The following is a 14,418-nucleotide window of genomic DNA, read 5'->3' on the forward strand; positions in this document are numbered from 1 at the left end:
ATTGATTTACATTTTTGACTTAGCCAAATAAGCCGAAGCTATCCCACCGCCAATTAAGCCGATAGGCAAAATAACTACGCCGGGAACAAGGACATAAGAAATAATAGCCAATGCCACCCCTATACCTACCCGAATTAAAGCGACATTATAAAAGGGAGTTTGCTCGCTCACCGCATCAATCTGTTGCTGGATGCTGAGGTTTTTGATAACCTGGACGATGAGATCCTCCGGAATACCCATTTTATCTAACCTCGAACGTATCACTTCGTTATCATAGCCTGCTTTTTTCAACTTACTCCCTTCGAGGTAAGCTTTGTTTTTTAATCCTTCGTCCATATTGTAATTTTGGTTAACTCGTTCCTCTATTTCTTCGAATACTACCGCTGTTTGATTCGCTGGATTCCATTCTCTCAGTTCATTAATCTCATGTTCATTTTTACACTCGATCAATAGGCCTGTGTTTATTTTATTGGCAGAAGGATTCAATACGGCTTCCACCCCGGCGATTTTCCTATGCCATATATAATATGGCGTAACAAACTCGATTGTATTCCCCACCAATGGAGTGCCTTCCTTTATATAGCCGGCAAAAACAAGCCCACGGCCTGTAATTTTAAATGTTTCGGCAATCACAAACGTCCCAGCCATCTTGGCGGATATAGTACTAATATATTGCTTCGCAACACATTCCGCTGTTTTTCTTGAAGCTTCCCCACTTATAAAACGCTCATCTGTGCTATTAGAGTCGTTTATTATGGCCCCTCCTTTTTGTATATCGTAAACACGCCACCACCAATAATCCTCATCCATCCATTCGGCACGTAACATTAAGCCACACCACTCGGCTGTGCAATCATCCAAAAGGTCGCCTGTCCAAATAATTGGCTCATCTGCACGCGTCTTTCTTTGGTAACTATCCATACATTTTACAATCCCGAATTACTCCTAAACAATTTTATCGCGATAGCCAATAATATCACCCCGAAAGCTTTCCTCAAAATATGCAAGCCTGTTTTGCCGAAAAGCTTCTCCAGCCATTGCACGTTCTTGAGCACCAGGTAAACAAACAGGGTGTTTACAATGATACCTACTATGATATTCTGAGTTTGATACTGCGATTTGAGGGAAAGCAACGTAGTCATGGTACCGGCGCCGGCTATAAGCGGGAAAGCAAGCGGAACGATAGATACGGACTCGGGCACCTCCTCCTTAAAAAAGTCGACGCCCAACACCATCTCCAGCGCAATGATAAATATGACGATAGAACCCGCTATGGCGAACGAAGAGATGTCGAGCCCGATAATGGCAAGTAACTCATCACCCACAAATAGAAACGCGATCATCAGCACTAAAACCGCGATGCTTGCCTTCTCCGATTCGATATGGCCCGAACGCTGCCTTAACTGGATGATAACGGGGATAGCGCCAAGGATATCAATAATGGCAAAGAGGATCATCGTTACCGACAGGATCTCTTTAAAAATGAAGTGTGGCATGGGCGTTCGGTTTTTATTCTCTCGACTTTAAGCGAATACTGAACAAAAATGCAATTAAAATATATAACGCAGATAAAAAGAAGATACTATGCACCGATATAGCCGTAATTAAACCCGCGGTAACCGGCCCTAAGGTCTGTCCAATAGAGGCGTAGGACTGATTGATGCCCATCACCTCGCCTTTTTCGGAGTCATTGTTATGGTCGGCAATGATAGCGTTGAGCATGGGGTTACGCAAGCCGTTGAACAAGCCGTATAAGCCCATGCCAACAGCAAACAGAACCATACCTGTAGCAAATCCCGTTAGGATCATCATACCCAGGCATACGAGGGTAGAGAGCATCAGGATCAAAGCCTGAGATGTAATGAGTTTTTTGATGAGCGGCACGGCAAGTTGCATCAGGATCCCGGTTACACCGAAACCCGCGTACATCAGCCCGATCTTGGTTGGGTTAATCTTCAAAACATCTACCGTAAAAGTTTGAAAACCGATGATCATGGTGAACTGCGCCATCGTGAGCAAAAAGCCAACGAATACTGCGGTGCCAATTACCGGCTTCTTCATTACGGTTATTAGGGAGATAAAGTTGAAGTTATGTCCCTTATCCTTACTCTTCCCATCTTTCGTCTTCTTATTGGTTTCTTCCAACAGAAAGATAGTAAGCAACACACCTACCATAGCTATCCCCGCTGCAAAGAAGAAAGGCACCTTCTCGCCAAAATTGCTGAGCACGCCGCCCACAGCAGGGCCTATCACAAAGCCAAACCCAAATGCCGACCCCAGGATCCCGAAATTTTTGGCGCGGTCTTTTGCGGAAGATATATCCGATACCATAGCTTGCGCCACAGAGATGTTTCCACCTGTAATACCGTCTAATATTCGCGCGGCAAAAAGCAATATTAGGCTATTGGCCAGGCCAAACATGAGGAATGATACACAGGTCCCCACCAGGCTAATGGCCAGCAAAGGCTTCCGCCCAAACCTGTCAGACAGCGAACCCAGTACCGGCGTAGCAAAAAACTGCGCGATGGAAAACGCCGCTGTAAGCAAGCCAATAGTTTGCTCTGTAACGCCGAATTTTTTGCCATAAGAGTACAGCAGCGGTACAATAATACCGAAGCCCATGGAATTGATCACCGAAATAAATACAAGCACCCAGAGCGTTTTGCTGGCTTTCATCTGCTACAAAAGGGTTGAAAACAAAAAAGGTTCTGCGTTTAACAGAACCTTTTTTGTTTTATCAATTTTATAACGGTAACTACTTGGTATCAGAATAACCGCTTACACCCTGTGCAATGTTTTTTCTAACAAGCGAATGCTTTTTACTATATACAAAATAAATAATAAGCCCTATAACCATCCATATTACTAAACGTATCCAGGTATCGCCAGGTAATGAAACCATCATGGCAATACAGATCAATATACCGGCTATCGGCACAAATGGCACCCACGGTGTCCTGAACGGGCGCGGAGTATTTGGATCACTTTTACGCATTACCATTACGCCAATACAAACCAGTACGAATGCAAACAGCGTACCTATCGACACCATTTCGCCTACAATTTTCACCGGTACAAATGCAGCAAACAAGCTCACAAAAACAGCGAAAAATAAGTTCGCCACGTACGGAGTTTGAAATGTGGGGTGTACTTTGGAGAATACTTTAGGCATAAGGCCGTCTTTAGACATAGTGAAGAATATACGCGACTGCCCCATAAGCATCACCAGGATAACCGAAGTATAACCGGCCAATATGGCTATGATAACTGCTTTTTCTAACCAAACGTAACCCATTGCATGGATTGCCACAGCAACGGGTGCAGCACTGCCTTTAAATTCTGTGTATTTAACTACACCCGTCATTACGTGAGAGAATAGTACATACAGAACGGTACACACCAGTAAGGAACCGATAATGCCGATAGGCATGCCCTTTTTAGGGTCTTTAGCTTCCTGTGCGGCTGTTGATACGGCATCAAAACCAATAAATGCAAAAAACACCACTCCCGCGCCACGCAGTATGCCGGATACGCCAAACTCACCAAATGTGCCCGTATTTGCAGGGATATATGGAATATGGTTTTCCGGTTTGATGAGTGGCCATCCTACAGCGATAAAAACCAATACAACTGCAACCTTTAAAATAACGAGTGTATTGTTTACAAAAGCCGATTCTTTATTTCCTCTTATCAGCAATAGCGAAAGGCATACAATAATGAAAACAGCAGGCAGGTTACAATAACCGCTAATAACGCTACCATCGGCCATGGTTACATGTTCCCATGGCGACATGGTCCATTGCGGGGGTATTTGCATACCAAAGAGATGCAGAAACTTAGTAAGGTATTGCGACCAGCTGATAGAAACCGTTGCCGCGCCCAGCGCGTATTCTAAAACAAGGTCCCAGCCAATTATCCAGGCCACAAACTCGCCCATAGTAGCATAAGAGTAAGTATATGCCGAGCCTGCAATAGGTATCATACTGGCGAACTCCGCATAGCATAAGCCTGCAAAAGCACAACCAATGGCACCAATAATAAATGAAATAGTAACGGCGGGGCCTGCATTATTTGCCGCAGCCAAACCAGTCAGTGAAAATAAACCAGCACCTATAATGGCGCCTATTCCCATAGTCACCAGGTTAAAACTGCTTAACGTTCGTTTTAAGGTTCCTTCGCCACTTTGCGCGGCTTCTTTTAATAGTAAATCAAGAGGTTTTTTAAATCGCATACCTATCAGTTAAAGTTGTTCAAACGTACTTAAATTTATTGAAAAGATAAAGAGCAGAATGTAACAACAGTATGGTTGTTATAAACAGAATTAAAAGTTGAAGAAAATGCATTTCGGGGGAGGAAAAGACAAAGGATTAAGGACTAAAGATAAAGATTGAAAAAAATCTAATAATTAAGGAATTTGGGGTGAGTTCTTCCCGTCTTTTATCTTTCCTCTCTTGGTGTTTCTATCTAACAAGGGCGATGCCTGCGGCCCGGGCTTTACGTTGCAACTCCTCATTCCGCGCCGCTGATAGAAGCGGCCCTCCGTTCCGGGGTTTCCACTGCAATCCCTATCGCGGGTATGGCGGCGAGTATGTTGCGGTGAGGACACCGCAATCGGGGTGGGCGGGAAAGAATTTACTCTCCCCCTTTTGCGGTGTCCTCACCGCAAAGCCCCAATTTCATGGCAATGCTTTAAACAAAACCACGGCGTTAGCACCACGTTCATCAGTATCATCAACACGCCCAAAAATCCGTTAAACTTCCCGCCCATCCTCAACAGAATTATTCCCAATACAACCCCTCCTATCAACATCATAGCGGCATCAATGTAAGTGAGTATATCCGGGTCGGGCGGGTAAAAGTCAATGTTCAACAGCCCGAGGGTATCCGGCAGGTAGAGGTAGATATCGTACAGGCAGAGGAAGTAGACAATTGATTTTAATATCGGCTTTCGGTTCATTGCCCAGCAAGTTACCAAACTTTCGCCCACAAAAAAAGCCCCAACTTCCGTCGGGGCTTTCCAATATCTCAACAGAAAAAAACTACAACTTCTTATCCACATGCACTACATGCACGTTCATAGATTGTACTTTCTCTTGTTTCTGCATCATTTTGTTTGTCGCATCGGCAGTGTTTAAGTGCGGTGCAATAACCAGGGAAACGATAGACATCAGTTTGATCAGGATGTTCATCGATGGACCCGAGGTATCTTTAAAAGGATCACCCACAGTATCACCGGTTACAGATGCCTTATGCGGTTCAGATTTTTTGTAATAGATCTCGCCGTTTATCTCCACGCCTTTCTCGAAAGATTTTTTTGCGTTATCCCATGCACCGCCTGCGTTGCTCTGGAAGATGCCCATCAGCACGCCGCTTACAGTAACACCAGCCAATAAGCCGCCCAATACCTCAGGACCAAAGATAAAGCCAACCACAATTGGCGTAATTAAAGCGATAAGTCCCGGTGCAACCATCTCGCGGATAGATGCCTTGGTGGAGATCTCCACGCATTTTTCGTACTCAGGGCGTGCCTTGTACTCCATAATACCCGGTATCTCGCGGAACTGGCGTCTTACCTCTTCTACCATGGCCATTGCCGCGCGGCCCACTGCCGAAATACACAACGCCGAGAAGATGAAAGGGATCATCCCCCCCACAAATAGGCCGGCCAAAACGTTGGCCTTATAAATATCAATATGCTCGATGCCTGCAACACCCACAAAGGCGGCAAACAAGGCTAACGAAGTTAATGCCGCAGAAGCGATAGCGAAACCTTTACCGGTAGCAGCGGTAGTGTTACCTACAGCATCGAGGTTATCGGTACGGCCACGAACTTCTTCGGGTAAGCGGCTCATCTCGGCAATACCACCGGCGTTATCTGCTATTGGGCCAAATGCATCGATAGCTAACTGCATAGCTGTAGTGGCCATCATACCGGCGGCGGCGATAGCCACACCATACAGGCCTGCAAAAAAGTAAGAACCGTAAATACCGGCAGCCAATACCAAAATTGGCAACACGGTAGATTCCATCCCCACAGCCAAACCGCCGATGATGTTGGTAGCATGGCCCGTTGCCGATTGCCTGATGATGCTCATCACCGGGCGTTTACCCATGGCGGTATAGTATTCGGTAATGATAGACATCAAGGTACCTACAACCAAACCCACCATAATGGAACCAAAAACACCGTTTTTGGTGAACACAAGGCTGCCCGGCTTTAACTCATGCGTATTATGATTGATTTCATCACGTATCATAAAAAAACTGTCATTAGGCAACATCCACTGTACTAAAAAATAAGTAGCAATTGCTGTTAGCACAATAGACGACCAGTTACCAATGTTCAGCGCTTTTTGCACGCTGTCTGTTTCGTTTTTAATTTTTACCAGCGATGCGCCTACGATAGAGAATATCAGGCCTAAACCTGCAATTACCATCGGCAACAAAACCGGCGCAATACCACCAAAAGAATCGTTAGATACAATTTCGCGGCCCAAAACCATGGTAGCCAGCATAGTGGCTACATACGAGCCAAAAAGATCGGCACCCATCCCTGCTACATCACCCACATTATCACCTACGTTATCGGCAATGGTAGCAGGGTTACGCACATCATCTTCGGGGATGCCGGCTTCAACCTTACCTACCAAATCGGCACCTACGTCTGCTGCTTTGGTGTAAATACCGCCGCCTACACGAGCAAAAAGCGCGATAGATTCGGCACCTAAAGAGAAACCCGCCAAAACATCAAGTGCTTTCGCCATGTGTTCGCCGTTAACGGTTGCGCCCGGTACGCTGGTTACGTACATCGTATAAAAAACAATAAATAACGACCCTAAGCCAATAATTGCGAGGCCTGCAACGCCAAGGCCCATAACCGTACCACCCGTAAACGATACTTTCAGTGCCTGCGCTAAACTGGTTTTAGCAGCTTGTGTAGTACGTACGTTTGATTTGGTAGCTATGCGCATACCCAAATAGCCTGCAAAGGCAGATAAGAAAGCGCCTATCAGAAATGATATAGCGATAACAGGGCTGGAAGTAGCAACGGTAGTACCGCTCCAAGCCAATAATAAGCCTGCAACTACAACAAAGTAGCTCAGTACCTTCCACTCGGCGCGTAGAAAGGCCATTGCGCCATCGGCAATGTAGCCGGCAAGTTCGTTCATTGATGCGTCGCCGGTTTCCTGTTTGGTAACCCAGGCCGATTTAATCGCCATAACGAGTATGCCGATGAGTCCAAATACCGGAATTAAGTAAATTAAGTAACTGTTCAGATCCATATTCAATAGTTAGTTTATAAGTGTGCTGGTTAAAACAATGCGCAGGGCGCATAAATAATTGGTTGGTGCAAAATAGTAAAATTAATTTCTTTACAATAGAATGTCAAAATTTAAAGTTTTTGAATAGCTTAGAGACTTAAAACTAAACTATTAATGGCATCAGATACTTCACAACCTAAAATGAAGCACGAACTGAGCCTGCTTGACGGCACCATGCTGGTAGCGGGCTCTATGATCGGTTCGGGGATATTTATTGTAAGCGCGGATATCACCCGCAACGTAGGCTCGGCCGGCTGGCTCATAGCCGTTTGGCTTATCACCGGTTTCATGACGCTCACCGCAGCCCTCAGTTATGGCGAACTAAGCGGTATGTTCCCAAAAGCGGGCGGGCAATACATTTACTTAAAAGAATCATACAATAAACTCATCGCCTTTTTATACGGCTGGAGTTTTTTCGCGGTGATACAAACGGGCACCATTGCAGCGGTAGGTGTGGCCTTCTCCAAATTTGCGGCGTATTTGTATAAACCCATCAGCGAAGACCATCTGTTATTTCCATACAATCATTATTTACAGCCAGGCGAGGTTAAGCCCACGTTTAGTTTAAGCGCCGCGCAACTGGTTTCCATCGTATTGATATTCCTCCTAACTTTTATCAATACCAAAGGCGTTAAGGGCGGCAAAATCATCCAAACCACTTTTACCATGACCAAGCTTCTAAGCCTTTTCGGGCTTATTATCTTTGGCTTCCTGGCGTTTAAAAGCGACATATGGACCGCTAACTGGACCAATGCCTGGGACATGCACAAATTAGATCTCGGGGCAGCAGCCGGCACTCCCGGCGATTACAGCACCTACGCCATCAACGCGGCTCTGGGTGCTATCGCCATCGCTATGGTTGGTTCCATCTTCAGCAGTGATGCATGGAACAACGTTACTTTCATTGCCGGCGAAATGAAAAACCCAAAACGCGATGTTGCATTAAGCTTATTCTTTGGTACGCTTATAGTTACCTTTATATATGTGGCTGCTAACGTGGTTTACACCGGCGTGCTTTCCTTGCACGATATTGCTACTGCCGAAAAAGACCGTGTAGCGGTTGCGGCTTCGCATGTGATATTTGGCGATATCGGTACAAAAATTATCGCTATCATGATCATGATCTCCACCTTCGGTTGTAATAATGGCTTGATATTGGCCGGCTCACGCGTATATTATTCAATGGCTAAAGATGGCTTGTTTTTTAAAAAGACAGGTACGCTTAACAAAAACGGTGTACCTGAATTTGGGTTGTGGATACAGGCGGTTGTAGCATCTGTTCTATGCCTGAGTGGCCGTTATGGCGACCTGCTGGATATGATTTCCTTTGTGGTAGTGCTTTTCTACGTGCTTACCATTATTGGCATCTTTATTTTAAGGCGTAAGATGCCTGATGCAGAACGCCCATACAAAGCGTTTGGCTACCCGGTGCTGCCAATAATTTATATTTTAATGGGATCGGCGTTTTGTACGCTGCTTATCATCTACAAACCGGAGTTCACTTGGCCAGGCTTAATTATTGTATTAATAGGGATTCCTATTTATTATATATCCCAAGCCAACGTTAAACCAGAGCGCGACGCGGTAGTTTAAGTCTTCGACAGGCTCAGACTGACATATTATTAATGTATTGGGCAGGCACGGTGTGCTTGCCCTTTCTAAATTTAAAAAGTATTGAATACCATCAGCAAAATATCATCGGTAGCATTATTAGTGCTGCTAACTATTGGCGGCCAGCTACAGGCACAAACCCTGCAGCAAAAACTGCAAACCGCCTTTAACAAGTTGCAGCAGGATAGCCAGTGCAAATACGCCACGCTGTCACTTACCGTATTAGATGCTAAAACCGGCGAACAAGTTTTTGCCGCTAACCCGGATATGGGCCTTGCACCCGGCTCTACGCTGAAAACGGTAACCAGCATCACCTCGTTCTTTGTCCTGGGGAAAGATTTTCAGTTCGAAACGCAGGTGGGTTACACCGGAGCTATCGATAGTAAAGGAACCCTTACCGGCGATATCATTATCAAAGGCAGCGGAGACCCTACCCTGGGCAGCTGGCGTTACGCGACGACCAAAGAGGCCTATATTTTGAACACCATGGTAATGGCCATTAAAAAGGCCGGCATAAAAAAAATAAACGGTAAAATTATTGGCGATGACGGCCAGTTCAACCACCAAAGCATCCCAGATGGCTGGATCTGGCAGGATCTGGGTACCTACTACGGCGCAGGCATTGCCGGGCTTTGCTGGCGCGAAAACCAATTCGACATCAAGCTGAGCACAGGCAGCGTTGGCCAACCCATAACCGTGGCCGGTACCGTGCCCGATACCTATTACCTGCAATACAAAAGCGAGCTTACCACCGGTGCCTCCAAAACCGGCGATCAAGCCTACCCCTACCTGCCCGGCTTTAACAGTAAAACCATGTACTTGCGAGGTACCTACGCTATTGACCAAACAAAAAAAACGATCTCCGCCGCCATCCCCGACCCGGCCTATGATGCCGCCTTACGCTTGAGCGATACCCTAAAAAAAATGGGGATCGCGGTAGGCGGCGAACCCGCTTCCTCTTTGTCCCTAAAGGAAAAATCGCTGGTTATGCCTGCGGCGAGTAATAGCTTAACGGTTATTAAATCGCCCGAGCTGAGCAAGATCGTTTACTGGCTCAACCAAAAAAGCGTTAACCTGTATGCCGAGCAATTGCTGGCCACCGTATCCGTCAAATTAGGTAAAGGCGCTGTAACAAGCGATGGTGTAGACGCGGTAAAAGATTTTTGGGAAGCCAAAGGCATCGACCACCGCTCCATGAACATCTACGACGGCAGCGGTCTCTCGCCCGAGGATAGGATCACATCATCTACCATTGCGCACATTTTGCAGGCCGCCCACCAGGAAAAATGGTTTGGCGACTTTTATGAGAGCCTGCCCGTTTACAACGATATGAAAATGAAAAGCGGCAGCATCAGCGGCGTGCAGGCCTATGCCGGTTTCCAAACCAATAACGGTCGCGAACTTTGTTTCTCCATTATGGTGAACAACTACAACGGCCCGGGCAGTGGGATACGGGAGAAAATGTTTAGGGTGCTGAATGAAATGAAGTAGGGTTTAGAGGCAAGAGGTTAGATTCAATAGACAAGATAAAGAGCGGCTACTCTCCTATCGCGTCATTGCGAGGTACGAAGCAATCTCACGATAGGATAGGCGGACCTGTAAATCGCCCAAAATAGGTTTTAACCTGGTAACTTTAAATAAACGATGAGTACCATTAATAAGCTGATATCCTCCAAAACGCTCTATCCACATCTGTTGATACGGGTGGTTGTGTTTTGCCTTTTTGTGGGAGTTAGCTATATTTTTTTGGTGCCATTAATCTATTGGGCCATCGTTGGTGAGGGCTCTGTGGGCGACGGCATTACCAGCACACCCTTAAATACATTCCTTATAAATTATTTGGCGTTAATAATTGGGATTATTTTGGCCGCGGTATTCGGTTACCTGCACCTAAAAAGCGGTGAATTCTCCAAGGCCAAATCGTACGTGATAGCCGGCGCATTCGTTATCTTGATATATTTCTTTAAAGAGCCCATTTTTAATTTCATTTTTTATACCTTTCAGTAACGTGTTAATTGCAGGCAAGGAAATCGGTGTAATCATAAACAAACCGGTGTAATCCAAACACCGCAACTTTCGGGTTCTTTAGCCTCCATCACCAGGGTACATTTGTGTTATAATATTCATATAATGGAAACACAAAACAACATCAACTTTGATCGTATTGCCGAGGCGATAAACTACATCAAGCTTAATTTTAAAGCCCAGCCCAGTTTGGATGAGGTGGCCGAAAAGGTGAACCTTAGCCCATACCACTTCCAGCGCATGTTTACCGATTGGGCGGGCATCAGTCCCAAAAAATTTCTGCAATACCTTAGTTTGGATTATGCCAAAGGCATCCTGAAAGAACAACAAGCTACCCTGTTTGACGCCGCTTTCGAGACCGGCCTCTCCGGCACCGGCCGCCTGCACGATCTGTTCATCAACATCGAGGGCATGACCCCGGCTGAATACAAAAACGGTGGCAAAGCGCTTTCCATCAATTTTAGCTACGCCGAAACACCGTTCGGCCATATCATTGTGGCGTCAACCCCAAAAGGTATATGCTACATCGCCTTTGCAGATGATAAGGATGAGGCCTTTAACCAGCTTTACGCCCAGTTCCCAAATGCCAGTTATTACCAGGTAGTGGATCTGGCGCAGCAGAACGCGCTTTACATTTTCACACGCGACTGGTCGCAATTATCATCTATCAAACTGCATTTAAAGGGCACCAGTTTCCAGCTGAAAGTTTGGGAAGCCTTGCTGAAGATACCGATGGGAGGCTTAAACACTTACGCCTCGGTAGCTAAAACGGTGGAATTGCCCACCGCCAGCCGTGCCGTTGGTAGCGCGATAGGTGCAAACCCTGTGGCTTTTTTAATACCTTGCCATAGGGTGATCAAATCTACCGGCGAGCTTGGGCAATACCATTGGGGTGCAAATCGTAAATCGGCCATTATTGGCTGGGAGGCCGCAAAAATTAACCATTTATGCATCGTATAGATATGGACTTGCAGCAAAGAATTGAACAAACCGATTGGAAGGAAATAGCCGAAAGCTTAAATAACAAGGGTTACGCAACCGTCCCCCAGATATTATCGGCAGATGAATGTGACGGTTTGAGACACCAATACGGCGATGATACCCTTTACCGCAAAACCATAGTGATGGAAAATCACGGCTATGGCATGGGGCAATACAAATATTACAACTACCCGCTGCCCGGCATAGTAGAGGGCCTACGCCGAATGATTTACCCCAACATTGCACCCGTTGCCAACAACTGGATGCAGGCTTTGGGTATAGCGAAAACATTCCCGGGCACCCTAAAAGAGTTAACGGAACTGTGCCACGCACACGCTCAGAACCGCCCCACGCCATTGATCTTAAAATACGGCAAAGGCGGCTACAATGCCATGCATCAGGATCTGTATGGCGAGATCTTCTTCCCTATGCAGCTGGTGGTTTGCCTTAATCAGCCGGGCCAGGACTTTGAAGGCGGCGAATTTGTACTGATAGAGCAACGCCCAAGGATGCAATCAAAAGCGATAGTGCTAAACCCAGGCAAGGGCGATATGCTGATCTTCACCACCAACTTCCGCCCGGCGAAGGGAAGCAAAGGTTACCACCGCGTAAACATGCGCCACGGCGTAAGCGAACTGAGCGGCGGCGAAAGACATACCCTTGGCGTAATTTTTCATGATGCATCATAAGGCCTTGATGTAATTTAAATCTACCGCACAATCCCCCTGCTATTTCTGCGTTAGCTGATTATATTTGCACCAAATTGCTATCCGATGTTTAAGAAGGCTTCACTCGTGTTATTCGCCGTTTTCTCGCTATTTACCGCCAAAGCGCAAACCGTTGAGGAGGTTTATAACCGCTACCTGGATTTTAACCTCACGCGTTTAGAGGGGCCGGCAAGCAAAACACTTGAAGCAGGCGAAGCTTTGCTGCCAGATACCGCCAAACTCACACCCAAGCAAAGAATAAGCTTTTATTACTCAATCGGTAAAGCGTACGAGGATGATGCACAATCCATAAAAGCGCAGCAGTTTTATGAACGTGTTGCGGCTGCGGTGCCCAACTATTACGTAGTACAGCGGGCCTTAGGTTATATTTTTGCTAAGCAGGCAGAAGGTTATGCCGACAAACTGAACGCAACCGCATCAAACATTACCGAAAACAGGAAGGTGATGGCCCTTTACAGCGCTGCCGCAAAAAAAGCCATCCCCTACCTGGAAAAAGCACAAGCCTGCGACCCGGATGATGATACGCTTACCCGGATAAATATTTTACTAAAAAACACAAAGGATGCCGCCGGTTTAGCCAACTTAAAAACAAAGCTCGCCACGCTCGCCAAAACCTGTGTTGACCTGCTGGACGATAAATAATTAAAACTCCAGCGGCTTGCCCTGGCGTGGGTACACCAAATTCATTTGCCGTTTATTGGCGTAATTTAGCTGCGTTTTTATTTTGGAGATGCTTTTGTAAGGAGGTTTAAGGTGGGTAACCACTACATTTAAACCTTTTAATGTAGTGCCCGAAAGCTGCGCCAGCACATCCAGTTCATTCATCAGCAAACGCGGCGTAAGGTGGCCAAAAAGGGTTTTATCCGGTTGTTCATTAGGAAAACTTACCTCTATCATCAGCGCTTTTAATTTGCCGGCCGCAACCAGCGGCGCAACAGCCTCCCATAACTTGTGCAGGTTCTGGCTTTTTTCTATCTCATCGGCACCGGTATCACCCAAATACAGTACGTAACTATCTTTGTTTCGAACCAAAAAAGCGGTGCTTGTTAAATTAGAGTGGCTAAGCGGAAACGCCTGCACATGCATTTCGGTGTTGTCTATAGGGATTTCGGTACCGGGCTGTAGTACGCTGTAATGGTACTTTTTTAATTGCGGACTGCCACCGTCATCGGCGAAGTTGGCCCAGCTTTCCCAGGTAAAATAATGCGTTTTCACGATTTCGAGGGTGCTGTTCAGTCCGTAGATGTTTTTGGTACTGTCCTCGGGCGAATTGATAATGAGCCCGGAAATATGATCCAGATGCGCGTGTGAGATAAAGTAACCCTTAATATATTGCCTCAAAACCTTATCGCCCCGTACCGAAAACGCCTTGTTTTCGATGGCTTTTTCTATCCCGGCGTGCAGGGTTCCCGCATCCAGGCAGGCATAATTATCAGAACCAACCGGGGCTATCATATAGGCAGAAAGATTGCTTTCATCTATCCCACCCAAAACGCCCAATGGCACAACGCGGAATGACAACGATAAGTTAGCCGCCGGTACGGCTGATACGGACTTATGCTTGAGCTTTGCCTGATGCTTGCGTTGCGCAAACACAAATATGGGCAAAAATAACATGCAAATTACGGCTAATAGTTTACGGTGCAGCATAAAATTGGGGATTTGTGTCCGCTCAAAAATAATCATCCATTTTAATAGAAAGGAATTATTTATAAACGCCATTTGCTGCAAAAACTTTTACTTTGTAAGGT

13 protein-coding genes are annotated in these 14,418 nt (G+C 46.1%); 6 read left to right on the forward strand and 7 right to left on the reverse strand.

What is annotated here, in order from left to right:
• Positions 1–6 precede the first annotated feature (6 nt).
• From EPL05_RS01505 to EPL05_RS01530, 6 genes are all read right to left on the reverse strand, one after another.
• Positions 7–921, reverse strand: coding sequence for a hypothetical protein (locus tag EPL05_RS01505; protein WP_128531743.1), 915 nt, complete (start codon positions 919–921; stop codon positions 7–9).
• 5 nt (positions 922–926) lie between these two features.
• Positions 927–1,496 (reverse strand): MarC family protein, encoded by a 570-nt coding sequence (locus EPL05_RS01510; protein WP_128531744.1) that lies wholly within the window; start codon positions 1,494–1,496, stop codon positions 927–929.
• 13 nt (positions 1,497–1,509) lie between these two features.
• Entirely contained in the window at positions 1,510–2,676 is a 1,167-nt protein-coding gene (locus EPL05_RS01515; protein WP_128531745.1) for an MFS transporter, read from the reverse strand.
• Positions 2,677–2,755: 79 nt separating this feature from the next.
• Entirely contained in the window at positions 2,756–4,231 is a 1,476-nt protein-coding gene (locus EPL05_RS01520; protein ID WP_128531746.1) for an amino acid permease, read from the reverse strand.
• A 426-nt stretch (positions 4,232–4,657) separates the two neighbouring features.
• Complete coding sequence (locus EPL05_RS01525) at positions 4,658–4,957, reverse strand: hypothetical protein (RefSeq protein WP_128531747.1); 300 nt, start codon at positions 4,955–4,957, stop codon at positions 4,658–4,660.
• 82 nt (positions 4,958–5,039) lie between these two features.
• Positions 5,040–7,283 carry a sodium-translocating pyrophosphatase gene (locus EPL05_RS01530; protein WP_128531748.1) on the reverse strand — a complete coding sequence of 748 codons (2,244 nt, stop codon included), beginning with the start codon at positions 7,281–7,283 and terminating at the stop codon, positions 5,040–5,042.
• A 153-nt stretch (positions 7,284–7,436) separates the two neighbouring features.
• Between EPL05_RS01530 and EPL05_RS01535 the strand changes: the two genes are divergently transcribed.
• The 6 genes from EPL05_RS01535 (at position 7,437) to EPL05_RS01560 (ending at position 13,309) form a co-directional block, all read left to right on the forward strand.
• On the forward strand, positions 7,437–8,915 hold the full coding sequence (locus EPL05_RS01535; protein ID WP_128531749.1) for an APC family permease: 1,479 nt from the start codon (positions 7,437–7,439) through the stop codon (positions 8,913–8,915).
• 81 nt (positions 8,916–8,996) lie between these two features.
• Positions 8,997–10,424, forward strand: a complete 1,428-nt coding sequence (gene dacB, locus EPL05_RS01540; RefSeq protein WP_243837186.1) for a D-alanyl-D-alanine carboxypeptidase/D-alanyl-D-alanine endopeptidase — start codon at positions 8,997–8,999, stop codon at positions 10,422–10,424.
• 153 nt (positions 10,425–10,577) lie between these two features.
• Positions 10,578–10,940: a hypothetical protein gene (locus EPL05_RS01545; protein WP_128531750.1), complete on the forward strand. Its 363-nt coding sequence runs from the start codon at positions 10,578–10,580 to the stop codon at positions 10,938–10,940.
• A 123-nt stretch (positions 10,941–11,063) separates the two neighbouring features.
• Positions 11,064–11,918: a bifunctional helix-turn-helix domain-containing protein/methylated-DNA--[protein]-cysteine S-methyltransferase gene (locus EPL05_RS01550; RefSeq protein ID WP_128531751.1), complete on the forward strand. Its 855-nt coding sequence runs from the start codon at positions 11,064–11,066 to the stop codon at positions 11,916–11,918.
• Complete coding sequence (locus EPL05_RS01555; RefSeq protein ID WP_243837187.1) at positions 11,906–12,628, forward strand: 2OG-Fe(II) oxygenase; 723 nt, start codon at positions 11,906–11,908, stop codon at positions 12,626–12,628. The genes EPL05_RS01550 and EPL05_RS01555 overlap by 13 nt, the downstream gene beginning before the upstream one ends.
• Before the next feature lie 84 nt (positions 12,629–12,712).
• Positions 12,713–13,309 carry a hypothetical protein gene (locus EPL05_RS01560; protein ID WP_128531752.1) on the forward strand — a complete coding sequence of 199 codons (597 nt, stop codon included), beginning with the start codon at positions 12,713–12,715 and terminating at the stop codon, positions 13,307–13,309.
• Here the strand turns inward: EPL05_RS01560 and EPL05_RS01565 are convergent, their stop codons facing one another.
• Positions 13,310–14,317, reverse strand: coding sequence for an MBL fold metallo-hydrolase (locus EPL05_RS01565; RefSeq protein ID WP_243837188.1), 1,008 nt, complete (start codon positions 14,315–14,317; stop codon positions 13,310–13,312).
• Between the last annotated feature and the right edge of the window lie 101 nt (positions 14,318–14,418).

The organism is Mucilaginibacter gilvus, assembly GCF_004054195.1.
GTDB lineage: Bacteria > Bacteroidota > Bacteroidia > Sphingobacteriales > Sphingobacteriaceae > Mucilaginibacter > Mucilaginibacter gilvus.

What these genes read in the sequence shown, in the direction of transcription:
- EPL05_RS01505 (WP_128531743.1), bottom strand. Translation starts at nt 921, where the DNA reads ATGGATAGTTACCAAAGAAAGACGCGTGCAGATGAGCCAATTATTTGG.
- EPL05_RS01510 (WP_128531744.1), bottom strand. Translation starts at nt 1,496, where the DNA reads ATGCCACACTTCATTTTTAAAGAGATCCTGTCGGTAACGATGATCCTC.
- EPL05_RS01515 (WP_128531745.1), bottom strand. Translation starts at nt 2,676, where the DNA reads ATGAAAGCCAGCAAAACGCTCTGGGTGCTTGTATTTATTTCGGTGATC.
- EPL05_RS01520 (WP_128531746.1), bottom strand. Translation starts at nt 4,231, where the DNA reads ATGCGATTTAAAAAACCTCTTGATTTACTATTAAAAGAAGCCGCGCAA.
- EPL05_RS01525 (WP_128531747.1), bottom strand. Translation starts at nt 4,957, where the DNA reads ATGAACCGAAAGCCGATATTAAAATCAATTGTCTACTTCCTCTGCCTG.
- EPL05_RS01530 (WP_128531748.1), bottom strand. Translation starts at nt 7,283, where the DNA reads ATGGATCTGAACAGTTACTTAATTTACTTAATTCCGGTATTTGGACTC.
- EPL05_RS01535 (WP_128531749.1), top strand. Translation starts at nt 7,437, where the DNA reads ATGGCATCAGATACTTCACAACCTAAAATGAAGCACGAACTGAGCCTG.
- EPL05_RS01545 (WP_128531750.1), top strand. Translation starts at nt 10,578, where the DNA reads ATGAGTACCATTAATAAGCTGATATCCTCCAAAACGCTCTATCCACAT.
- EPL05_RS01550 (WP_128531751.1), top strand. Translation starts at nt 11,064, where the DNA reads ATGGAAACACAAAACAACATCAACTTTGATCGTATTGCCGAGGCGATA.
- EPL05_RS01555 (WP_243837187.1), top strand. Translation starts at nt 11,906, where the DNA reads ATGCATCGTATAGATATGGACTTGCAGCAAAGAATTGAACAAACCGAT.
- EPL05_RS01560 (WP_128531752.1), top strand. Translation starts at nt 12,713, where the DNA reads ATGTTTAAGAAGGCTTCACTCGTGTTATTCGCCGTTTTCTCGCTATTT.
- EPL05_RS01565 (WP_243837188.1), bottom strand. Translation starts at nt 14,317, where the DNA reads ATGCTGCACCGTAAACTATTAGCCGTAATTTGCATGTTATTTTTGCCC.